The following is a 21,963-nucleotide window of genomic DNA, read 5'->3' on the forward strand; positions in this document are numbered from 1 at the left end:
AATTTAGATTTTACTTGTAAAATACATAAAAATTTCAAAGTTTTTAAATGGAAATAATCTTAATCTTAGAATACGTAGGTATAGCCTCAGCAGCTCTTAGTGGATTTTTGTTTGGCGTTAAAAAGGGATGTGATTGGCTTGGAATTTTTCTAGCTTCGTTTTTAACGGCACTTGGTGGCGGTATCGTGCGTGATATGATGGTGTTTCGTCCGGTTTATAGCTTTACGCATTACACGCCGGTTTTGATTGTTTTGATTGTGATTTTTATGGCTAGAGTTACAAAAATTTATAAAAAACGTGAGAAAATTGAGAAGAAATTTATATTTATTTTTACAGATGCCATTGATGTTATATGCTTTTCGGTTGTCGGAGCGATAGTTGCGATACAGTATGATTATAACGTGTTTGGCGTGGCATTAATAGCATTTTTTAACGGCGTTGGCGGTGGAATTTTGCGTGATATTTTGCTAAATGAAGTCCCTTGGTTTTTAACAACTGGACTTTATGGCACTATAAGTATAGGGGTCGGCGTGGTTTATTATTTGCTTTATACGCTATCTCTTACTGCTTTGCCATTCGTGCTTTTGCTAATCGCCGTTGGTATTACGGTTCGTATGTTTGCATATTATAAAGGGTGGTCTTTGCCACCATTAAAGGATTAAGATGTATTTAATGAACAACTATGCTAGATTTGATGTCGGCTTTGAGCGTGGAGAGGGTGCTACGCTTTTTGATAAAAATGGCAAGGATTATATAGATTTTGCCGCTGGAATAGGTGTAAATGCACTTGGATACGCCAATAAAAGCGTGACAAAAGCCATTTGTAAACAGGCAAAAAAAGTGCTTCACACGTCAAATATCTATCATATCAAGCCACAAGAAAAACTGGCAAAAGAGATATCAAAACAGCTTGGCTATCATACATACGCATTTTTTTGCAACTCAGGTGCAGAGGCTAATGAGTGTGCTATAAAATTAGCTAGAAAATATGGCACAACGCATTTTAGCAAAAAGAAATTTGAGATAATCTCACTAGGAAATTCCTTTCACGGACGAACTCTAGCGACATTAAGGGCAACCGGTCAGGATAAATTTCATCCTGAAATTTTTGCTCCATACACCGAGGGCTTTAAATTTTGTAGTAGTATAGATGAGGTTATTGCAAGTATTAGCGATGAAACTGTGGCTGTTATGATAGAGCTAGTGCAGGGTGAGGGTGGCATTAAGGCGTTTGATAAAGATGAGATAAAAAGGCTTTCTAAAGAGCTTAAAAAGCGTGAGTTGCTTTTGATTACAGATGAGGTTCAGTGTGGAGTTTATAGAACTGGCGAGTTTGTAACGAGTAAAATTTATGATATAAAGCCAGACATTATTACATTTGCTAAGGGACTTGGTGGCGGAGTGCCTATTGGTGCTTGTGTGAGCAGAAAAGATATATTTGCTAGTGGCGATCACGGCTCAACTTTTGGTGGAAATTTTCTAGCGTGTGCGAGTGGACTTGCGACATTAAAAGAGCTAAAAAAGCTAAAAAAATCCGGAGAGTTAAAAAAGATCGCTAAAAATTTTGACTCTGAGCTTGATGGGCTTTTATCTAGTTATCCTAAAATTTTTAGCTCTAAACAGGGCATTGGTATGATGCTTGGGCTTGTTTTAAAAGATGAGAGTAATTTGGTAAAAATCATACAATCATCGCTAAAAAACGGCGTTTTGGTGCTTAGATCTGGCAAGGATACGCTTAGGTTTTTACCGCCTTTAAATATTAGCAAACAAGAGATAAAAGAGGGTTTTGCAAGGCTTAAAAAGGCAATTAGCGAAATTTAAAAATAGTGAACCCTGTTTAGGTAAAGCCCTTGGGCTGGAGCTGGTATGCGTGTAAAAATGGCTTGATTTTCTAGCTGTTTTTTTATAAGCTCGTTTGCATTTTTGTGCTTTAGCCCTTTTAAAACAGCTGCTACCATAAGTCGCACCTGAGCCCTTAAAAAGCCATTTGCCTTAAAAACGATGATTGTTTTATTTTTATATTCGTAGCAAAATGCCTTGTAAATTTCCCTGACTGGATTTTTTGTGTCGCTACCAACTTTCATAAATGAGCTAAAATCATGTCGCCCAATAAATAGCGATAGAAGCTCGTTTGCTTTTTTAACATCAAATTTTGGCAAAAACAGCTCATAGTTCGCCCTAAAAACGCTAAATTCATCGTGACTTATGACATAGCGATAACTTCTAGATATGGCGTCAAAACGAGGCTGAAAATCATCACTTACTCGTCTTATAAATTTCACATTTATATGTGGTCTTGCGTGGCGATTTATCAGGCTTTTTAAACGCTCTAAGTCACTAAAATGCTCACCACACTCAACACTTGCACTTTGGTTATTTGCGTGAACATCTTTATCAGTCCTGCCACTTGAAGTAATCTTGCTAAAAATTCCAACGTGAGATAAGGCACGTTTTAGGGCATCTTCGACACCATTTTCGTGTGGCTGGGTTTGTGAGCCTTGAAATTTAGAGCCGTCATAGCTAAAGATGAGTTGAATTTTCATTAGTATTTTTTAATGATTTTAGCTTTGTAGTAAAAAAAGCTAGATATCAAAAATATGGCAAATATCGCAGGTATTGCAACAATTGGCTTTGCTCCAAGAATCATAATAAGCGAAAAGTATCCAAAAAGTACAGCAAACGTGCCTACATAGACAATGCCCTTGTCGTATCGATACGTAACTATGCCAAAGCTAATGGCAAATAGTGTTGATGCAAGTGGAAACAGGGCGATTAAAATATATGTGCTTAAATCTTTTTTGCGTTTTTGGCTAGTTTTTGCCTCAAGCCAGTACTCCTTAATGCCAGATACCAAGCCCACGCTCTCATTTTGTTTTGTGCGTATTTTTAGCGTCTTAAACTCGCTTACGTGAAATGTTTGCTTGCCTATGTTGTAAGCCTTGCCGTTATCTAGCTTAAGTTCTATCACGCCATTTTCGTTATTGATTGTGGCTTGTTTGGCGATTAGTAGCTGTTTTTGCTCGCTGTTTTTTGGATTATACATTACGATATCTTTGTATGTTGTCTTATCATCGCTCTCTTCGGATATATAAACCATCCAGTCAGAAAATTTCTGCCCAAATTGTCCACCTTTTAAATTTAGCTTCGCAATCGTCTTTTTGTAATCTATAAAATTTGCATTTAGCTCCGAGGCTTTTGGTATAAAAACTAGTGCGATGATAAGTAGCGTGACGCTTAAAAAGGCTGAAAATTTCAGAAAAAATCTAGATATTATGGTTGGCGAGTGACCTAATGTGAAAATAACAATAGTTTCATTTTCTTTTGATAGGCGAAAAAGCATCATTGCTAAAGATACGAAAAATGCTATAGGCACGACAAATAACAACACTCTTGGTAGGGTAAATGTGTATAGTTTAACTAGCTCAAAAAAGCTTATCTCGATGTATGCCGTGACCCTTGCTATCTGTATGAAAAATACGATTGACATTATCAAAAAAAGTGTGCTAAATAGCGAAGCAAAGGTACTTAGAAAGTGAGATAGTAAGTATTTATTTATTCTATTCATATAAAAAACCTATGAAATTTATGGCTTGTTGTTTAAAAATGTAGGTAGCAACTAATCCACTGCTTAAAAATGGCACAAATGGCAACTCATAGCCCCTTTTTGCCACTACCGCATAAACTGGCAAAGTTAAAACCGCACCTAGATACACGGCAAACAGACCAAGCTTGTATCCAAGCACGGCACCGATGATACCAGCTATAAAGATGTCAGCACTACCCATTGCCTCTTTTTTCATAAAAAAACTTACAACAAAACGAAGTAGCCAAAACGCAAGTGCAAACGCAATACCAGCTAAAGCGTTGTGATAAAACGGTTCGTTATTTAGTAAATTTAATATCACGCCATAAGCTAACGAAAGGGCAACGCTTACGTTTAAAAGCACGTTTGGAACGGCTTTATAAAATATATCAATAACACTAAGAGTTAAAAGCATAATAAAGCAAATTCCAAGCAAAATCGAGCTTATTAACCCTAAAATTTCGCTATTTTGTGGACTAAAAATATATGCAAGAAGCATTAAAATTCCACTAGAAAATTCAATAAATGGATAGATTGGACTTATTTTTAAATTGCAAAACGCACACTTGCCACCTAAAAATATCCACGAAAAAATCGGCACGTTGTGATAAAATTTCAAAGGTGTGTTGCAACTTGTGCAGTGTGAAGCTGGGAAAATTACGCTTTTGTTGCGTGGTAAACGATAGATTAGAACGTTTGAAAATGACCCAATACAAACGCCAAATACAACCACAAAAAGTCCAAAACTATCCAAAATAATCCTTTAACTTAAAGCGTAAATTTGCCAAAAAATTGATTATAGACTTATTAAAAACAAAATAAAAGTCTATAAATTTGAGCTAACATTGATTTTTTTAATTTATAGGCTTTAAAAATCAAAAAAACATGACTTGCTTTATAAATTAAATAAGAGCAAACCCAAGTCGTGGTTATATTTAGATAATTTGAAGTATGATAAAAGCTAGATTAAGAGACAAATCTAGCTAAATCGCCTCCTTGTGTAGTTTTAAAAAGTCGTCCGACCCCCCCCCATTTTGTAAAAATACCTCATTAAATGTCGATTTTGGATCTTTTATATTAAATAAAAAATCAATAACACCCAAATACGGCACAAAATTTTTACCTTGTTGTTTGTAAATTGGGTGAGTAAAATCCAAATACTCTATTTTGATTTTATTGTCGTTAAAAATTTGCCTTGAATGCTCGCTTTGAAGATAGTTTCTTGAACCCTCTGGCGAAAGATAGCTATCTGTATTTAAACTTAAACAAATTTCAAGTAGTAAATCCTCACGTTTTGCATTTGACAAATTTAGCTTACTAGCACGATAAATAGGAGTATAAATACCCAAATCACTCATAAATTTTTTAATAAGATTTATATTAAAATCGGATAAATTTTCATTTAAAAATAGCTCATTTCTTAAAAATTCAAAGTAATTTTTAAAGTTTATTGATTTTGAGTAGGCGTGATGAATTGTATTTAAAATTTTCTCTCGCCATTTTGGCTCTTTTGATAGTAAAATATCGTTTATTTGGGTCTTTTGGGGAGATTTTTGACAGCAAAGAGATAAGAAAAACTCCTTATCATTTAGCTTAATTTTATTTCTACTTTGCCAGCTTCGCCTTTCAAACTGAACACTATCTAAGAATACAAATTTATCAACGCTTTTTATCATATAAAAATAGCCTAGCCAAGGCAAAAAAGTTGGTTGCATAATGGCTATTTTCATAAAATTCTCCCATAAATTACAATATCGCTATCGTTTATTAAATATTCATTTTTCATTATATTTGAACTCTCATAGGTTAAAATTTTAAAATCATTTAATGATAGCTCATTTTGCAAAATTTCAACTAATTCGTGCTCTTGATAAAGCGTGTTTAAACACCCAGCCTCGCCAGTGATATCGTAGTCATCAGCCATTTTAAAGCAGTTTTTCTCAACCATTTTGCCAATGCCATATCTAAAATCCCTAATGCTTCTTGTTCTTAGAAAAAATAGTGCGTTTGGTTTGTAAATTTTATTCTCTTTTAAAAGCCTTAAAAGCCTTAAAAAATCGGCTCTTAAAAAGTAATTTATGACGTTTGGGATTAGTAAAATATCGGCGTCAAAATTTGCATTTTTGCTCACAAAATCAAACATATCGCAGGCGTGAAATTCATAATTTTTGTAGCCAAAGACGTTTTTAAAATTATATTCGCCATTTTGTATGTTAATCGGATTTATATCAACTCCAACACAGCGGTTTTCGTAGCTTGAAAACAGACTTAGGTTGTTGCCGTTGCTACACGCTAGTTCTAGGACGTTTTGATTTGTTAGATTTTGTAAACCATTTTTAAAGAAAAAGTTAATGATTGCGCTATCTGGGAATTTTAGACCCTTTAAATTTTTATACATTTTTCTCCCTTTTAGTTGATTTCTCCGTAGATTATGATGTCGCTATCTTTGATATAAACGCCGTTTTTTACGTTTAAATTTTCGCTTGTTATGAGTGTGAAATTTCTAAGGTTTAATTTTTGTTTTAAAATCTCAACTAGCTCACTTTGACTATAACAAGCACAAATTAGCCCATTTTCACCACTAAATTCATCGCTATCTAGCAAAAAAGTGTTATCCTCTATCATCTTGCCAAGTCCGTATCTATGGTCTTTTGTGCTTCTTGCTCTTAAAAATAGCCTGCTACCCCCCCCCATAGCCTGATTTTGGCGTAGGTTTGATAAAAGCTCGGTAAAATCGTGCTTTGTAATGTAATTTATAACGTTTGGGATTAGCAAAATATCGGCTTTTATGCCCTTTGTGCTTCTTGCAAAATCCCTCATATCAGCGTTAATGAAGCTGTAATTTTTAAATTTATATATGTTTTTGAAGTTAAAATTTGCATTTTTGATACTTGTGGCGTCTAGCTCAACGCCGATTGCTTCGTATCCGTAGCTTGCAAAAAGTGAGAGGTTGTTGCCGTTATTAGAGCCTAATTCTAGGACTTTTTGCGGCGTTTTATCAAGATTATTTTTAAAAAAATACCTAATAAGCTCGGCATCTGGATACTTAAATCCTTTTAAATGTTTAATGTAAATTTTATATCCTTTTTACAATCTGTTAAGCGGTTATTGTAGTTAAATTAATATTAAATCTAAATAAGAGGTGGTTTTGGCTATATGTTTTTCTGAAATTTCGCTATTTTTTAATGAATTTATAACACAAACCAGCTAATCACGACTGCCGTAATTTATCGTTAGGTTTATTTGGATAAATTTATTACGCTTTTTAGGTTTTAAATTCCGCCAAAACGGCGATTTTTACCCTTAAATTCACTTACGATTTTTGCTAGTTCATCTTGGTTAAAATCAGGCCAAAGTGTGTCTGTAAAGGTAAGTTCGGCATAACTTGCTTGCCAAAGCATAAAATTTGAAAGCCTCTTTTCGCCACCAGTTCTAACCAAAAGGTCAATATCGGCACTCTCATCAAGGGCGTTTGTGATAGAATTTTCTGAAATTTCGCTATTTTTTAATGAATTTATAACACGAACCAGCTCGTCACGACTGCCATAATTTATCGCTAGGTTTAATTTTAGTTTATTATTTGTTTTAGTTAGCTCTTTTAGCGTTAAAATTTCAGCCTTTAAATCATTGCTAAATGGCGTAATGTCGCCGATTGTGTTAAAAAATATCCCATTTTTTACAAATTTTTCACGTCTAGAGATTAGAAATTCTTTTAAAAGCTTCATTAAAAAATCAACTTCACTCTTTGGACGCTTCCAATTTTCGGTACTAAACGCATAAAGGCTTAAAATTTTAATATCATTATTTATACAAAACTCACACATTGCTTCAACAGCTAACGCACCAACTTCGTGCCCTTTTGTGCGGATAAAACCACGCTTTTTAGCCCATCTGCCGTTGCCATCCATTATGATTGCTAGGTGTTTTAACTCATTCATCTTAGCCCTTAAAATCAATCAAATTTTCATTTTTATCTAAAAGTGGCAAGACATTTGAAATTTCTACATTTAGGTTAAACTCAGCACTTAATAAACTTGCTACTTTTTTAAATGGAGTTTTAATGCTTATTAAATTAGAAGCATTGAAAGTAAAAAGAAGCGGGGCAAAATTTGAAAAAACTAGGTAAATTTCACTACTTTTTACCCCATTTTTTAGCTCAAAAATGCCAAAATTTTCATTATAAATAAATGGTATATAAATAATACCTTTTGATAAAGCCAAAAGCATATTACTAAATCCGCCAAATTCGTGCTTTGAATTTGAATTAATAAGTGCATTTTTTAAATAATTACTAAACCAAGCGGTATTAGGCTCGTTAATTAGCCTTTCAATTAAACTAAGTCCGTCATTTAAAACAAAGCTATCAAATTTTGGCTTTTCTAAAAGGTTGCTAATTACGATATTTTGAGCGCTATTTTCAATTTCGCCCCAGTAATTTTGTCCTACATTTAGTGATTTAACGCTTCTTGTGCTGATACTTTGGTTTGCAAATTTTAAGATATAGCGGTTAAAACCGACTTTCTCGCTTACAAGAATACTAACTGGCAAAGATGTGTTTAAATGTATTGTTTTTGCTTGATTTGTGGCTACTTTTTGCACCTTTGAGATAGCATTTATCATAAATTACTAGCCAAATTTGCAATTTTTAAAGCGATATTTGACTTATCATCAAGCCCTAAATCAACGCTATCATTTTGAGTGATAAATTTCACTTCATTTTTATCGCTACCAAAGCCGTTTTGATTGCCTAAAATATTTAAACAAACGGCATTTAGCTCCTTATTTTTTAGCATATCTTTGGCGTTTTGCTCTGCGTTTTGTGTATTTGTTTCAAGTTTAAAACCGATTTTTTGGCATTTAAAGCCTTTTAATTCGCTTAAAATATCTAAATTTTTAACAAGCTTTAAACTCCACTCATCGCCAAGCTCTGATTTTTTAAGCTTACCACTAAAAATTTTATCACTCACGTAGTCGCTAACTGCCGCACTCATCACGAGTAAATCGGCATTTTCACACTCATTTTTACATAAAGACAAAAGCTCTTTTGTGCTTGTAAATTTGCTGGTTTTATATGGCAAATTTTCATAAACTACACTTGAAATTAGGCTGACATTTGCCCCTAAAAAGTAAAATGCGTCTGCTAATGCCTTTGCCATTTTGCCACTTGAAAAATTACTAATGGCTCTAACGTTATCAATCCTTTCGCTTGTTGCGCCGCCAGTTATTACTACCTTTTTGCCCTGAAATTTGGCTTCGCACAATGCTCTTTTTACTTCGTAAATTATCGTATCTATGTGTGCTAACGCACCACGCCCAAGGTCGCCACAAGCTAGAATTTTAGTCAGTGGCTCGATGATTTTAACGCCATTTTGCCTTAAAATTTCAAAGCTTCTTTGCGTGGCGAAATTTTCAAGCATTTTGTTATTTGCAGCTGGTGCGATTAGAATTTTAGCGTCAGTTGCTAACAATGTTTGCATAAAAACGCTAGTTGCAACGCCGTTTGCTAGGCAGTTTATCGTATTTGCCGAGGCTGGTGCGATTAGGACTAAATCGGCTTTTGCGTATTCTATGTGGCTTACCTTATTTTGCCAGTTTTCATTACCAGTGCATAAAATTGGGTGGTTTGTAAGGGCCTCAAAGCTTAGCGGATTTGTAAATTTTAACGCTCCGTCGCTTAGCATTACACGCACATCAGCACCAAGTTTTTTAAGGCGTGAGAGTATCTCGTAAGCCTTGTAAAACGATACCGAGCCACAAACTGCTAGTAGGATTTTTTTATCTTTAAGCATTTTTGCGTCCAAAAAATTTATAAAAAAAGCCCTCTTTGTTTTGCTGTTTGCCCCTGCTAATGGCTAATGCACCGCTTGGTACGTCAGATGTAATGGTGCTACCAGCAGCGATTAATACGTCATCGCCGATATTTACAGGCGCAACAAGCTGTGTGTCTGAGCCTATAAAAACGTTTTTACCAACGATTGTTTTGTGTTTTTTTATGCCGTCATAGTTACAAGTAATCGTCCCGCAACCAATATTTGTGCCAGTGTCTATCTCGCAGTCGCCAAGATAGCTTAAATGCCCAGCCTTTACGCCGTTTAAAACACCCTTTTTAACTTCAACGAAGTTGCCAATGTGTGTGTTTGTTATCTTGCTATCAGGTCTTATATGTGCTAGTGGTCCGATGTCAGAGTGCGAAATTTCGCTACTTTCAATGACACTGCCACTTTTTATGTGGCTGTTTGTGATTTTACACGCTCCGATTATGCTTACGTTTTCTTCTATCACGCACTCGCCTGTAAATTCCGCCCTTGCGTCAATGTAGATTGTATTTGCTAGACGCATTAAGACGCCTTGTTTCATTAAATTTTGCTTGATTTTATCCTGCATTAAACTCTCAGCAATGCTTAGCTGAAATTTGTCATTTATCCCCATAAAATTATGCTTGCTAACATCACTAGCAACGCAGTTTAAGCCAAGTTCGTTTGCGATTTTTATAGTGTCTGTCAGATAATACTCATTTTGTGCGTTTTTATTATCAATTTTAGGCAAGATAAGCTCTAAAATTTCACGCTTAAAGCAGTAAGTGCCTGCATTTACTCTTTTTATCTGTTTTTGAGCTTCGTTTGCGTCTTTTTGCTCTATTATGCCAGTTACTTTGCCATTTTCTTCAATCACCCTGCCATAGCCAAAAGGATCATTTGCAATAAATGAACTCATCGCTATATCAGCGTTAATCTCGCATAAATTTCTAAGCTCATCAGTCGTGATTAACGGCATATCGCCACACGTTACAAGCACCTTTTTACCACCAAATTTTATACCTTTTAAAGCTCCGGCGGTGCCTGGATAGTTTTTTAAATCCTGAGTGTAAATTTTAGTATCTTTAAACTCATCTAAAATGTGTTTTTCTATAAGCTCTTTTTGATGAAAAAGCACGACGCTAACGTCATTTGTAAGCTCATAAGCACGAGCTAAAACGTGTCTAATCATACTCACGCCACTTATATTAAACATAACCTTTGGCGTATCTGACTTCATCCTAGTGCCAAGTCCAGCGGCTAAGATGACTACTGAAATTTCACTCACTTTTTTACCTTGCTATTTAAAATTTTGGCTAGGATTTTATCAGATTTTTAACTAAAAGCTAATAAAATAACGAGATTTTATGTAAAAAATTTCAAAGTGAGTTAGTATGGATTTAGGAACCGTTGTCGGTTGGGTTTTAACGCTAGTGCTACTTTTTGGCTCTATGGCAATAGGCGTTGGTATTGGTCCTTATATCGATATCCCGTCTGTGATGATCGTTTTTGGTGGAACAATTGGCGTTTTAATGGTTGGATTTAAAATGGAAACGCTAAAAAATATTGGTAAATTTTATGGTATTGCTCTTAAACCAACTCTTACAAATTTGCCAGAAACAATTAAAAAGATTGTTGATTACTCCACAAAGGCTAGACGTGACGGAATTTTAGCACTTGAAAATGACGTAAACAACGAGTCAAATTTGTTTTTGAAAAAAGGGCTTTCAATGGCAGTTGATGGCAATGAGCCTGACGCTGTTAGGGCATTGCTTGAGATTGACTTAGAACAGTCATCAGCAAGACACGGAGCTAATATTAAAATTTTTGATCAAGTTGGTGGTTTTGCTGGGGCCATGGGTATGATAGGTACGCTTATTGGCTTGGTTGCGATGCTTATGAATATGTCAGATCCAAGTGCGATTGGTCCATCAATGGCGGTGGCGCTTCTTACGACGCTTTATGGAGCGATGATAGGTAATATAATTGGCGCTCCTGTGGCAAATATTTTATCAATTAGAAATGATGATGAGGCGCTAGAAAAACAGGTTATCATCGAGGGGATAGTTTCAATTCAAGCAGGAGATAATCCAAGAACGCTTGAGAATAAGCTACTTTCGTATCTGCCACCAAAAGATAGAAAATCGCAGTTTGAGTAACAAATGGGAAAGCTAATAAGACCTGAAGATTGCCCCAAATGTATGCCAGGGTGGCTTGCAACATTTGGAGACTTGATGTCACTTTTGCTCTGCTTTTTCGTACTTTTGCTCTCAATGAGTACAATGGATGCAAAGAAATTTGAAACGGCAGTTGGCTCGTTAGCTGGAGCATTAAGTATACTTGAGGGTGGAGCTAGACCTGAAACACAAGCTGAGCAAGAAACGGAATTACAATCAAAAATTAAAAAAGAAAAGCTTGAGCAAAGCTCACAAAGTAGCTTTGCAAAGACTGTTCAGAGTATAAATGAAATTTTAAATTCTTCTGGAGCACCAGAGGTTATTTTGCAAGAGACTGAAGATGGATTTATACTTAGAATGCCATCCGCGTTGTTATTTGAAAAGGGTAAGGCTGAAATTTCAAATGATGATGCTAAGCTATTTTTAAAACGTGTAGCGATGATAACAGCAAAACTTCCACCTGATGTTGATGTAAATGTCATAGGACATACAGATACTCAAGCTCCAGATATGAACTCTGTTTACAAGGATAACTGGCAACTCTCATCTGCTCGTGCCATAAGTGTTGTTGATGAGCTTATTAAAGATGGTGTTGAGCCAAAAAGGCTGGTGGCTGCGGCTCGTGCTTCGTTTGAGCCGTTTGCGACAAATGATACAGCTGAGGGCAGAGCACAAAATAACAGGGTTGAGATACACTTTACATCGCTTGATAAGACAAAGCGAGATACCGCTAAAAAAAGCATTCTTGATACAAAGTAAGTTATGAGAGTATTTTTACTTTTAGCTAGTGTTTTTTGTATCGCATTTTCTGCTGACGCACCGCTTCCGACGATAAATTTAAGCCTAAACGCACCAGAAAATCCAACTCAACTAGTAACCTCGCTAAATGTTTTAATAGTTTTAACAATTTTGACATTAGCACCTGGGCTTATGTTTATGATGACTAGCTTTTTACGGCTTATCATCGTGTTTTCATTTTTGCGTCAAGCTATGGGAACACAGCAAATGCCACCATCTACGGTTTTACTATCCATTGCGATGGTGCTTACGTTTTTTATAATGGAGCCAACCGCAAAACAGGCGTATAATGACGGCATTAAGCCATATTTAGCCGAACAAATAGGCTACGAACAAGCGTTTGATAGCAGTATAAAGCCGTTTAAGGATTTTATGCTAAGAAACACGAGAGAGAAGGATCTTGCACTATTTTTTCGTATTAGAAATTTAGAAAATCCAGCAAATGTAGATGAAGTCCCACTAACTATCGTTATGTCTGCGTTTATGATAAGTGAGCTAAAAACTGCCTTTGAGATAGCGTTTTTGCTCTATTTGCCATTTTTGGTCATCGATATGGTTGTAAGCTCTGTGCTTATGGCTATGGGTATGATGATGCTTCCGCCAGTTACGATATCGCTTCCGTTTAAACTGCTTATTTTTGTGCTTGTTGATGGTTGGAATTTACTTATTGGGAATTTGGTTAAGAGTTTTTCATAGCAATGTACAAAATCTTAATACTTTTCTTATTGCCTGTTTTTTCTTTAGCGACACAGCTTAGTGAGCTTTTAAATGCACTAAACAGCTCAACACTAGTCAAAATAAAAGAGTATAACGTAAAAAGAGCTAGTTTGGCTAAAGAGGCACTTGCTAGGTCGTATATGCCAAGTCTTAGTATTGAGAGTGGATACTCTAGTTATAGCGATGATAGGGGATTTAGCACACCAAAAGAGAGCTTAAAGGCGGCGTTAAAGCTTGAGTTTATGCTATATGACGGCGGAGCTAGAGAGGCTAGGCTTGACGCTTTAAAATTTAACAAAAACGCCCAAGAGCTAAGAAGTAGCGAGTTTAAAAATGAGTTAGCCTACGAGTGCGTCGCTCTTTACTTTACTGCTTTAAATTTAAATGAAATTTTAGAGGCTAAAAATGCTCAGGTAAAATATCTGCTTGAAGCTAAAAATAGGCTTGATGGTTTTATGAGGGCTGGACTTGCTAGTATAGATGAAAGCGAAGCGGTTAAAGCCCAGTATCTACTTGCCTTAAGTGAGCTAGATGAGATAAAAACAAGGCTAGAAAATGTCCTTTTACAGATAGAGCTTTTAACTGACATTAAGGACATAAAGCCACAAAAAAGCAAAATAGATGATGTAAATTTTAATACTTTAAGTCAAAATGGCGAAATTTTAGCACTAAAACAAGAGCTAAATTCTGCTTTAAGCGGTGAAAAAGAAGCGTTTTCTAGCTACTTGCCACAAATATTTTTGCAAAATAGATATTTAATTTATAAAAACAACTACGACTACGGATATTTATCATCAAATTCTAAAGCATTTAGCCCATATTTAAAAGAGCTATTAAACGAGAAAAAGCAAGATACAAATGAGTTTATGATAGGTTTTAATTGGAAAATTTTCGACTTTGGCTCTAGTTACAAACAAATACAAATAAGTCGTATAAAAACACAGCAATTAGCCCTAAATTTAGCATATAAACAGAGTCAAAACATAACAGAGCTAAAAAGTATACAAAATGAGATTAAAAGCCTAAAAAGTCGCATAAAAGCACTTGAGGCTTCAAAACAAGCAGCCCTTAAAAGTTTAGAAGTAAATGCCCAAAAATACAAGGCTGGACTGGTCGGATATAGTGAGTTTTTGGCTGCGACTAGTAGGAGTTTTGAGGCTAGCAGTAATTTAAGTGTAAACCAAAATGAGTTAGAGATTAAAAAGGCTAGATATTTTTATAAAAACGGCGATGATATCGCTTCAAAGGTGGTAAAATGAGAAAAATTTTACTTTTTGTGTTAAGCTTTTTTACTCTAAATGCAGAGCAGATATATGCAAATTTTGACGTGGTTGCGTTAAAAAGCTCAAAGCTCGTTTTTCAAAGCTCAGGAGTGCTAGAGTGGATTGGTGTAGATGTATCAAGCGTGGTAAAAAAGGGCGATGAGCTAGCTAGGCTTGATAGCAAAGATGAACAAATAATGTTACAAAATGCCCAGGCAGAGCTTTTAAAGGCAACTTCGGCTAGTGATTTTAGCACCTTAACATTTGAGAAATTTAAACAAGTAAAAGATCTAACCTCGGCTCAAAGCTATGATGAGGCAAAATTTAACTATCACAAGGCACAAGCCGAGCTTAAAAAGGCTAAAATTGCAGTAGATAATGCAAAATATGCTCTTGAGAAAAAGAGCTTAAAAGCCCCTTATGACGGCATTATAAGTGCAAAGTCAAGTGAGGTTGGAAACGGCGTGTTTGCTTTAAATTCTGAAATTTTTCAAATCATCTCATATCCTGAGGTTAAAATTTCAATTTTGATTGACGAAAAGTATATAAATAGCGTAAAAATCGGCGATGAGTTTAAATTTAAAATCGCAGATAGTGGCGAAAAGAGTGTTAAAATTTCACTCATCTATCCAACAATAGATCAAAAAACTAGAAAATTTAAAGCCGAAGCCATAACTCAAGGGGTTAAAATAGGCTCTTTTGGAGAAGGTTATATCGTAAAATAATGTATAAATTTGCTATCAATCGCCCAATCACAACACTAATGATATTTCTAGCACTCGTGCTATTTGGCCTGTTTTCTTTTAAAAATATGAGCACAAACGCCTATCCTGAGGTCGATATACCGCTTATAAAGATTACTACGTATGCAAATGGTGATATGGGACTTATTAAAAACAGGATAACTAAAAAGCTAGAAGATGAACTAAATACGATAAATCAAGTAAAACACATACGCTCTTTTAGTTATGATAATCTAAGCGTGATTTTGGTCGAATTTGAGCTTGGTAAAGATATAGAGTCAGCCCTAAACGACGCTAGAGATCGCATAAATAAGGCTCGTGTTGATGGGCGTAGTGTTGTTGAAAAGATGGGAAGTGCTAGTGAGGTGATATTTGGCGTTTTTGTGAGTGCAAAAGATGGCAACAAAACGGCACTTATGAAGGTTGTAGATGACAAGGCACGTAACTTTTTACAGCGTATCAAGGGTGTTGGAGAGATTAAAGATAGCGGTTTTTTAAAACCTGAAATTTATGTTTTACTAGATGCATTTTTGCTGGATAAATACTCACTAAATGCAGATGAAGTCGCAAAAATTATTAAAGCAAGTAATCTAAAAATGCCACTTGGCAAGATTGAAAATAGCCAAAATGTCATAACTCTAAAGTCAAATTTCGACGCTAAAACTATTTTTGAGCTTGAAAATCTACGGATAAAAAATGGAATTTTTCTAAAAGATATCGCTAGGATCACTTTTGATGGAGCTAGTGATAAAAGCTATGCAGATGCAAATATAGATGGCAAATTTAAAAGTGGAGTTTTGCTAGAAGCTAGAAAGATATCTGGTGCAAACACCATAAAAATCATAAATGATATGAAGTTAAAATTGCCAGAATTTAAAGCCTTACTTGGCGAAAATTACGACATAGACTTGGTTTTTGATAAGAGTTTTTTGATACAAAACTATATCAGCCAAGCTGTTTTTGATATGATTTTAGGAGTTATACTCACTGCTGTTATAGTGTTTTTATTTTTGCGAAATTTTAGCTCGACAATCATCGCAAGTATCGCAATACCAGTTAGTATAATCGGCACGTTTTTTATCATTTATATTTTAGGAAATGACCTAAATAGGCTAACATTAGTCGCTCTTACCATTGGCATTGGCATATTTGTTGATGATGCGATAGTTGTGATAGAAAACATCTCAAAACACATACAAAACGGGCAAAAAGATCCACTAAAAGCTAGTTTTTTGGGCGTAAAAGAGATAGCCTTTAGCGTTCTTGCTATATCTATCGTATTGCTTTGCGTTTTTGTGCCAATAGCATTTATGAATAGCGTAGTCGGCGAATACTTTAACACATTTGCTCTAAGCGTGGCTGGTGGCATTGTTGTATCGTTTTTTGTGTGTATTATGCTTACGCCAACGCTTTGTGCGAGATTTATTAGCGTAAAAGAGAGCAGTTTTTATCACAAAAGTGAGCCATTTTTTATCTGGCTTGAAAGCTCGTATGAAAAAATTTTGAGCTTTGTTTTAAAATTTAAACTCCTATTTACTCTGCTTGTGATTGTAATTTTTGCGTTAAGTATGTTTGTATCATCTAAACTTGGTAGTAGTTTTAAACCAAGCGAGGATAATAGCGAGTTTAACATTATGCTAAAAACAGACGCAAACTCAAGCGCTCAAGTTACTAGGCAGATAGGACTTGACGTTTTAAGGGCGGTTAGTTTAAGAAAAGATGTAGAGTATGCCTATTTGCTTACCGCTTATGGCGACGCAAAAGAACCACATAAGGCTAAAATTTACGTAAGATTAAAAGAGCTTAGCTTAAGAGAAAAAAGACAAAAAGAGATTATGCGTGAGATTAGAGATGAGATGAAATTTCAAAATGTATATATCTCAGTTGCCGAACTTGCTACCGTCGATACTGGCGGAGATAACGAGGAGGTTCAGCTTATAGTTACTGGCGATGATGAGAGGGTATTATCTTCGCTTGCTCCAAAGATTAGAGCCGTTCTTGAAAATACAGAGCTTTTAACAGATATAAGCAGCACAAACGAGGATAAAAAAACGCAACTTCAAATCTCAATCGATAGACAAAAGGCAAAAATTTTAGGAGTTAGCGAGTATGAGATTGCAAATGTGATATCTCTTTCTTATCGTGAAAATTCTGTTGGAGTTTTTGATGACGGAACTGATGAATACGAAATTTTAATGCGTTTTGATGATGATTATAAAAACAGGATAGATGAGCTAAAAAGACTTCGTATAAGAGATGACATTTTGCTAGGCGATGTTGCGATGTTTGGCCAAAATTTTGACTCATCGGTTAGATTAAGATATGACAAACAAGATGAGATAAAATTTATAGCAAACACAAAATCAGGTGCGTTAAGCGAGGTTAAGGCAAAGATAGATGAGGGCATGAGGTCAATTTTGCCTAGCGGATATACGCATAAATACTCGGGTTTTGTTGAGTATATGGACGATACGAACCGTGCATTTTTGTTTACCATTTTAATTAGTGCGGTGCTAATTTATATGGTTTTAGCCGCACTTTATGAGAGTTTTATCTTGCCATTTATTATTATGATATCTATGCCACTTGCTTTTGCTGGAGTTGGCGTGGGGCTATTTTTTAGTCAAAATTCGTTTAGCCTTTTTGTTATGGTTGGCGTTATTTTGCTCTTTGGTATGGTTGGTAAAAATGCGATTTTACTAATAGACTTTGCCAACAAATTTGCAAACGAGGGAATGCCTGCTGATATGGCTGTCATAAAAGCGGGTAAATTACGGTTAAGAGCGATACTTATGACAACTTTTGCTATGATATTTGCGATGTTGCCACTTGTGTTTTCAAGGGGTGCTGGATATGAGAGCAACTCCCCTATGGCAATAGCTATTATATGCGGTCTTATAAGTTCTACGATTTTATCTTTGTTTATAGTTCCTATTTTATTTAATGGAATTTACAAGATAGATATGTGGTTTAGAAAATTTTATCAAAGGCAAGAGCTTGAGAGCTAGTATTTTTATCTTTATTTTAGCACTTACGCTTAGTGCTGGAAATTTAAATGAGTTAATAAACCTAGCTCAAAGTGCTAAAAAAGATGATATTTTAAAATTTAGCCACGAAATTTCAAAGGATATCACTAAGCAAAAACAGCTTGACTTTACTCTAAATACGCGTTATACGTTTACACAAAAAGAGCAGGGTGGTTACGCTACAAAGGCTGGTTCGATACTGCTTCGTTTTGAGTATTTATTGTTTGACGGCGGACGCTCTAAAAGCTTAGAGCAGATGAGTTTGTTATCTCAAACGGGCGAGATTTTTAAGAGCGAGGATTATAAAAATTTTATTAGTTTTGAGGTTGCAAAGCTCTATTTTGGTGCGATTACTATGGATGGCATTATTAAATTAAAACAAAATCAAGTTGAAATTTTAAAATCGCTATCTGATGAAAATTCGCTATTATATGAGTTCTTAGAGGTTAGCAGTGATGAAAATGACGCTATAAATAAAGCACTTTTAACCGCAAAAGATGAGCTTTTTGAGCTTGAGTTAAAACGAGCTAGTTTACGCTCATCAATTACTTTGCTTTCAAATGGCGAGATAGATTTTAAAGCTGGAAGCACTATGCAAATGCCCATTTTTACGGACAATATTGCTGATTTAAATTTGCATATTAAAGAGCAAAATAGCGTTATTTATGATCTAGAAAATGAGACCAAAAAGAGTAAAAATTTGCCTAAAATTTATCTAAAAGACTCTCAATCGCTAAATAATAACAGCTTTAAACAAAGCAAGGGTGGCACATCTGAGACTATAAGCAAATATCTTGACGCAAATAAGCCAGTTTTGGAGCTTAAGTGGGATTTACCAAATTCCATAACAAAGAGCAAACAACGCCAAGAGCAAGAAGCTACGTATCAAAAACAGCTACTTGAGCTAAACGATAAAACTGCTATGATAGTTGCTAGACTTCAGGCTTTAAAAGAGATTATTATTAGGCTTGAGGCTAGCACAAAAATAGATGAAGTAAAGAGTAAAAGGCTACAAAAGAGCCTAAAGAACGTTATTTTATCTTATAGTAGCGGTTATATTAAGTATGATGAGTTTTTGTTTTTGCTTGAAGATAATATTGCTGAGCAGGTGGGATTTTTGCTTGATATGGGCGAATTTCAGATAAGAAAGCTTGAGTATTTTTTTGAGCAAAAAGATGATATAACAAAAAGGATACAAGATGAATAAACTCGTGTTTGTTACGATATTGTGGGCTTTTAGCTTTAGCCTTATAGGTGAGTTTTTATCAGGTAGGGTTGATAGTTATTTTAGCGTTTTTACTAGGGTTGCTCTAGCGTGCATAGTATTTTTGCCATTTACTAGTTTTCGCGGAGTAGATAGGCGTTTAGCACTTGGTATTATGGGCATAGGTGCGGTGCAAATAGGTGCGATGTATCTGTTTTACTACAACTCGTTTTTATATCTTAGTGTGCCAGAAGTTGCGTTATTTACAATATTTACACCATTTTATGTAACTTTAGTATATGATGCGTTTAGTCTTAAATTTAGAAAACTATACTTAATTAGCGTTGGCACAGCAGTCCTTGGTGCATTTATCATAAAATACGGCTCTATAAATGACGGAGCATTAAAGGGATTTTTGCTAGTTCAGGGTGCAAATATATGTTTTGGTTTTGGTCAAAGTGCGTATAAAATTTTAATAGAAAAGTTTAAAGGCGTCGAGCAAAAAAGCGTCTTTGGATATTTTCATTTTGGTGCATTCTTTGTCACGTTAATAGCATTTTTGTTGTTTGGAAATTTTAGCAAAACATCTCTTGATAATACGCAAATTTTCGTGCTTATATGGCTTGGAGTTGTGGCAAGTGGGCTTGGATACTTTTTGTGGAACAAGGGTGCTTGTGAGGTTGATAGCGGAGTTCTTGCGATTATGAATAACGCCCTTATACCAGCTGCAATTTTAGTAAATTTGATATTTTGGTATAAAGACACTGACCTAGCTAGACTAGCTATCGGTGCGGCAATACTCTATTTATCGCTTATTTTGCATAAAAAAATAATGAAATTTTATAAAATGGTATAAATAACTACTTTTTATCTTGCCATTTTAGATAAAAAGTAGTTTCTTTATTTGGTTCGCTTTGGCATAAAATTTCTATATTATTGTTTTTGCAACATTGCTTTACAATACTAAGTCCTATGCCAAAACCACCTTGATTTTTATTAAATCTAACATAACGTTGAAAAATTTTACTAAGCTGTTCTTTGTTTAACCCGTCTCCAGAATTTGCGATACTAAGGCTATTTTTAGATAGATTTATGCTGACATTACCTCCAAAATTTGTGTATTTTGCAGCATTACTTAGCAAGTTATCTAAAATCTTTACTGCTTCTAAACGATTTGCAAAGATTTCAGATTTTTTTATATTTGATTGTATTTTTAGTGATTGTTTTGCAAAGATGGTATCAAAATATTCAAGTCGTTGGCTTAAAATATCATCTAATTTTAAAAGTTCTTTTTTGCTGGTATTTTGTTTAAAAGTAAGATAAAGCAGGTCATCATATATATTATTTAGTCTTTTTGCTGCTAAATTTATATTTGCTATACGCTTAATGTTTCGTTTATTAAGTTCACTTTTATTCATTGTTTCAATACTCATTAAAATTATAGAAAGTGGCGTATTTATCTCGTGAGTTGCGTCTTTGATAAAGCGATTTAGTGTTGTTATTTTGTCATAAAGAGGCTTTAGTGCCAACCTAATAAGCACATAAGATATCGCTAGGATAGATATAAGAATAATTATAATTTTGCTAAAAATTTCAACTTTTATCTTTAGAAGTTCACCGTTTATCTCTCTTCCTGTTAATATGATATTTGAGCGCGAGATTTCAGTTGTATCCTCTTGCATATCTTGAATATTTTCAAAAATTCCAACTTTGTTGTCTTGCATAAATACGCTTTGCTGTGGTATTTTACAAGACGTGTTTTGATAAAGTGTTTGATTTGTTTCAGAGATTATGCAAATTTTTACATTTTTTTGTACCGCAAATTCATCAACTGCACTAAATCCGTTCATCACAGCTTTCATATAAATGCCCATTTTTATCTCTTTTAGGCTTTTTACCTGCTCTGAAATTAGTAAATTCTTTGCATTTTTGTACTCATTTGTAAAAAAATATGTAAAAAATAGCAATGTGCTAAGTAGATAAACTGCTAGAATTTTTAAGATAATGCTATTACGTTCAGAGATAAATATAGCCATCTCCTCGTCTATTTACAATGCTATCTTTACCTAAAATTTTACGCAAATTTTTAATATATGCACGCAAGCTTAACTCACTTGGTTCTTCGTCAAATGCATAAATTTTGTTAAAAATTTCATCTTTGCTTAGCAAGGTATTTTTGTTTTGCAAAAAGTATAAAAGCAGCTCAATCTCTTTGTTGCATAGGTTTATGATTTGATCATCTTTTTTTAGAATTTTGCCAAGAGTATAGAATTTATATCCATTACCAATATCTATAAAGTCATTATTTGTATGTGAAAATGTACGTTTTAAGAGGGTATTGATCCGCAATAAAAGCTCTTTTAGTTCATACGGCTTTTTTAGATAGTCATCACAACCACTTTTGTATCCACACTCAATATCGTCTAGTGTATTTAGTGAAGTGGTAAATATAGTTGGTGTATTAATTCTAGCTTCCCTTAAGGACGATAGTAAAGAAAAACCATCGCCCTTTGGAAGCTTAACATCAAGTATGAATATATCAAATTTTTGCTCGTATGATAGATCAAGTGCGCTTTTTACATCTTTTGCAATGCAAACTTCATAGCCATTTTCGCTTAGAAATTCTTGGGTCATTTCAAGTAATGTTTCATCATCTTC

22 protein-coding genes are annotated in these 21,963 nt (G+C 34.7%); 10 read left to right on the plus strand and 12 right to left on the minus strand.

What is annotated here, in order from left to right; all coding sequences use genetic code 11:
* The first annotated feature begins 47 nt into the window (after positions 1–47).
* Positions 48–662 carry a trimeric intracellular cation channel family protein gene (locus CMCT_RS03815; RefSeq protein WP_034967355.1) on the plus strand — a complete coding sequence of 205 codons (615 nt, stop codon included), beginning with the start codon at positions 48–50 and terminating at the stop codon, positions 660–662.
* A gap of 1 nt (position 663) precedes the next feature.
* Positions 664–1,821, plus strand: coding sequence for an aspartate aminotransferase family protein (locus CMCT_RS03820; protein WP_034967353.1), 1,158 nt, complete (start codon positions 664–666; stop codon positions 1,819–1,821).
* On the opposite strand, the gene truA is transcribed toward CMCT_RS03820, so the two are convergent.
* From truA to glmU, 10 genes are all read right to left on the minus strand, one after another.
* Positions 1,818–2,543, minus strand: a complete 726-nt coding sequence (gene truA, locus CMCT_RS03825; protein WP_034967350.1) for a tRNA pseudouridine(38-40) synthase TruA — start codon at positions 2,541–2,543, stop codon at positions 1,818–1,820. The genes CMCT_RS03820 and truA overlap by 4 nt on opposite strands.
* Positions 2,543–3,565, minus strand: a complete 1,023-nt coding sequence (locus CMCT_RS03830; RefSeq protein WP_034967348.1) for an LptF/LptG family permease — start codon at positions 3,563–3,565, stop codon at positions 2,543–2,545. The genes truA and CMCT_RS03830 overlap by 1 nt, the downstream gene beginning before the upstream one ends.
* On the minus strand, positions 3,558–4,337 hold the full coding sequence (locus CMCT_RS03835; protein ID WP_425321194.1) for a prepilin peptidase: 780 nt from the start codon (positions 4,335–4,337) through the stop codon (positions 3,558–3,560). The genes CMCT_RS03830 and CMCT_RS03835 overlap by 8 nt, the downstream gene beginning before the upstream one ends.
* Before the next feature lie 229 nt (positions 4,338–4,566).
* Positions 4,567–5,313 (minus strand): WbqC family protein, encoded by a 747-nt coding sequence (locus tag CMCT_RS03840; RefSeq protein ID WP_171993900.1) that lies wholly within the window; start codon positions 5,311–5,313, stop codon positions 4,567–4,569.
* Positions 5,310–5,981 (minus strand): class I SAM-dependent methyltransferase, encoded by a 672-nt coding sequence (locus tag CMCT_RS03845; RefSeq protein WP_034967343.1) that lies wholly within the window; start codon positions 5,979–5,981, stop codon positions 5,310–5,312. Before CMCT_RS03845 ends, CMCT_RS03840 begins: the two co-directional genes overlap by 4 nt.
* An 11-nt stretch (positions 5,982–5,992) precedes the next feature.
* A complete protein-coding gene (locus CMCT_RS03850; protein ID WP_342354047.1) occupies positions 5,993–6,658 on the minus strand; it encodes a class I SAM-dependent methyltransferase in 666 nt (221 codons plus the stop codon).
* Positions 6,659–6,855: 197 nt separating this feature from the next.
* Positions 6,856–7,521: a polyprenyl diphosphate synthase gene (uppS, locus tag CMCT_RS03855; protein ID WP_034967338.1), complete on the minus strand. Its 666-nt coding sequence runs from the start codon at positions 7,519–7,521 to the stop codon at positions 6,856–6,858.
* A gap of 1 nt (position 7,522) precedes the next feature.
* Positions 7,523–8,203: a hypothetical protein gene (locus tag CMCT_RS03860; RefSeq protein ID WP_034967337.1), complete on the minus strand. Its 681-nt coding sequence runs from the start codon at positions 8,201–8,203 to the stop codon at positions 7,523–7,525.
* Positions 8,200–9,372: a bifunctional phosphopantothenoylcysteine decarboxylase/phosphopantothenate--cysteine ligase CoaBC gene (gene coaBC, locus CMCT_RS03865; RefSeq protein ID WP_034967655.1), complete on the minus strand. Its 1,173-nt coding sequence runs from the start codon at positions 9,370–9,372 to the stop codon at positions 8,200–8,202. Before coaBC ends, CMCT_RS03860 begins: the two co-directional genes overlap by 4 nt.
* The gene (gene glmU, locus CMCT_RS03870) at positions 9,365–10,618 is read right to left on the minus strand and encodes a bifunctional UDP-N-acetylglucosamine diphosphorylase/glucosamine-1-phosphate N-acetyltransferase GlmU (protein ID WP_244948673.1); all 1,254 of its coding nucleotides are present in this window, start codon (positions 10,616–10,618) and stop codon (positions 9,365–9,367) included. Before glmU ends, coaBC begins: the two co-directional genes overlap by 8 nt.
* A gap of 154 nt (positions 10,619–10,772) precedes the next feature.
* Here glmU and CMCT_RS03875 point away from each other — a divergent pair, with 154 nt between their 5' ends.
* Genes CMCT_RS03875 through CMCT_RS03910 form a run of 8 tightly spaced genes read left to right on the plus strand, consistent with a single transcriptional unit; the run spans position 10,773 to position 20,161 of the window.
* Positions 10,773–11,537 carry a motility protein A gene (locus tag CMCT_RS03875; protein ID WP_034967332.1) on the plus strand — a complete coding sequence of 255 codons (765 nt, stop codon included), beginning with the start codon at positions 10,773–10,775 and terminating at the stop codon, positions 11,535–11,537.
* A 3-nt stretch (positions 11,538–11,540) separates the two neighbouring features.
* On the plus strand, positions 11,541–12,314 hold the full coding sequence (locus tag CMCT_RS03880) for a flagellar motor protein MotB (RefSeq protein ID WP_034967330.1): 774 nt from the start codon (positions 11,541–11,543) through the stop codon (positions 12,312–12,314).
* 3 nt (positions 12,315–12,317) lie between these two features.
* On the plus strand, positions 12,318–13,049 hold the full coding sequence (fliP, locus tag CMCT_RS03885) for a flagellar type III secretion system pore protein FliP (RefSeq protein WP_169752374.1): 732 nt from the start codon (positions 12,318–12,320) through the stop codon (positions 13,047–13,049).
* 2 nt (positions 13,050–13,051) lie between these two features.
* The gene (locus CMCT_RS03890) at positions 13,052–14,329 is read left to right on the plus strand and encodes a TolC family protein (RefSeq protein WP_034967328.1); all 1,278 of its coding nucleotides are present in this window, start codon (positions 13,052–13,054) and stop codon (positions 14,327–14,329) included.
* Positions 14,326–15,057 carry an efflux RND transporter periplasmic adaptor subunit gene (locus CMCT_RS03895; RefSeq protein WP_034967326.1) on the plus strand — a complete coding sequence of 244 codons (732 nt, stop codon included), beginning with the start codon at positions 14,326–14,328 and terminating at the stop codon, positions 15,055–15,057. The genes CMCT_RS03890 and CMCT_RS03895 overlap by 4 nt, the downstream gene beginning before the upstream one ends.
* Positions 15,057–18,083: an efflux RND transporter permease subunit gene (locus tag CMCT_RS03900; RefSeq protein WP_034967323.1), complete on the plus strand. Its 3,027-nt coding sequence runs from the start codon at positions 15,057–15,059 to the stop codon at positions 18,081–18,083. Before CMCT_RS03895 ends, CMCT_RS03900 begins: the two co-directional genes overlap by 1 nt.
* Entirely contained in the window at positions 18,073–19,308 is a 1,236-nt protein-coding gene (locus CMCT_RS03905; protein ID WP_034967320.1) for a TolC family protein, read from the plus strand. The genes CMCT_RS03900 and CMCT_RS03905 overlap by 11 nt, the downstream gene beginning before the upstream one ends.
* The gene (locus CMCT_RS03910; RefSeq protein ID WP_034967318.1) at positions 19,301–20,161 is read left to right on the plus strand and encodes a DMT family transporter; all 861 of its coding nucleotides are present in this window, start codon (positions 19,301–19,303) and stop codon (positions 20,159–20,161) included. Before CMCT_RS03905 ends, CMCT_RS03910 begins: the two co-directional genes overlap by 8 nt.
* A gap of 4 nt (positions 20,162–20,165) precedes the next feature.
* Here the strand turns inward: CMCT_RS03910 and CMCT_RS03915 are convergent, their stop codons facing one another.
* Positions 20,166–21,341, minus strand: coding sequence for a sensor histidine kinase (locus CMCT_RS03915; RefSeq protein ID WP_244948665.1), 1,176 nt, complete (start codon positions 21,339–21,341; stop codon positions 20,166–20,168).
* A complete protein-coding gene (locus CMCT_RS03920) occupies positions 21,322–21,939 on the minus strand; it encodes a response regulator transcription factor (RefSeq protein ID WP_051654836.1) in 618 nt (205 codons plus the stop codon). The genes CMCT_RS03915 and CMCT_RS03920 overlap by 20 nt, the downstream gene beginning before the upstream one ends.
* Between the last annotated feature and the right edge of the window lie 24 nt (positions 21,940–21,963).

Origin of the sequence: Campylobacter mucosalis, assembly GCF_013372205.1 — a bacterium.
Lineage (GTDB): Bacteria > Campylobacterota > Campylobacteria > Campylobacterales > Campylobacteraceae > Campylobacter_A > Campylobacter_A mucosalis.

Bases quoted from the DNA above. Each gene is read 5' to 3' on its own strand.
- CMCT_RS03815 (WP_034967355.1), top strand. From the start codon at position 48: ATGGAAATAATCTTAATCTTAGAATACGTAGGTATAGCCTCAGCAGCT.
- CMCT_RS03820 (WP_034967353.1), top strand. From the start codon at position 664: ATGTATTTAATGAACAACTATGCTAGATTTGATGTCGGCTTTGAGCGT.
- truA (WP_034967350.1), bottom strand. From the start codon at position 2,543: ATGAAAATTCAACTCATCTTTAGCTATGACGGCTCTAAATTTCAAGGC.
- CMCT_RS03830 (WP_034967348.1), bottom strand. From the start codon at position 3,565: ATGAATAGAATAAATAAATACTTACTATCTCACTTTCTAAGTACCTTT.
- CMCT_RS03840 (WP_171993900.1), bottom strand. From the start codon at position 5,313: ATGAAAATAGCCATTATGCAACCAACTTTTTTGCCTTGGCTAGGCTAT.
- CMCT_RS03845 (WP_034967343.1), bottom strand. From the start codon at position 5,981: ATGTATAAAAATTTAAAGGGTCTAAAATTCCCAGATAGCGCAATCATT.
- uppS (WP_034967338.1), bottom strand. From the start codon at position 7,521: ATGAATGAGTTAAAACACCTAGCAATCATAATGGATGGCAACGGCAGA.
- CMCT_RS03860 (WP_034967337.1), bottom strand. From the start codon at position 8,203: ATGATAAATGCTATCTCAAAGGTGCAAAAAGTAGCCACAAATCAAGCA.
- coaBC (WP_034967655.1), bottom strand. From the start codon at position 9,372: ATGCTTAAAGATAAAAAAATCCTACTAGCAGTTTGTGGCTCGGTATCG.
- glmU (WP_244948673.1), bottom strand. From the start codon at position 10,618: ATGAAGTCAGATACGCCAAAGGTTATGTTTAATATAAGTGGCGTGAGT.
- CMCT_RS03875 (WP_034967332.1), top strand. From the start codon at position 10,773: ATGGATTTAGGAACCGTTGTCGGTTGGGTTTTAACGCTAGTGCTACTT.
- CMCT_RS03880 (WP_034967330.1), top strand. From the start codon at position 11,541: ATGGGAAAGCTAATAAGACCTGAAGATTGCCCCAAATGTATGCCAGGG.
- fliP (WP_169752374.1), top strand. From the start codon at position 12,318: ATGAGAGTATTTTTACTTTTAGCTAGTGTTTTTTGTATCGCATTTTCT.
- CMCT_RS03890 (WP_034967328.1), top strand. From the start codon at position 13,052: ATGTACAAAATCTTAATACTTTTCTTATTGCCTGTTTTTTCTTTAGCG.
- CMCT_RS03895 (WP_034967326.1), top strand. From the start codon at position 14,326: ATGAGAAAAATTTTACTTTTTGTGTTAAGCTTTTTTACTCTAAATGCA.
- CMCT_RS03900 (WP_034967323.1), top strand. From the start codon at position 15,057: ATGTATAAATTTGCTATCAATCGCCCAATCACAACACTAATGATATTT.
- CMCT_RS03910 (WP_034967318.1), top strand. From the start codon at position 19,301: ATGAATAAACTCGTGTTTGTTACGATATTGTGGGCTTTTAGCTTTAGC.
- CMCT_RS03915 (WP_244948665.1), bottom strand. From the start codon at position 21,341: ATGGCTATATTTATCTCTGAACGTAATAGCATTATCTTAAAAATTCTA.
- CMCT_RS03920 (WP_051654836.1), bottom strand. From the start codon at position 21,939: ATGACCCAAGAATTTCTAAGCGAAAATGGCTATGAAGTTTGCATTGCA.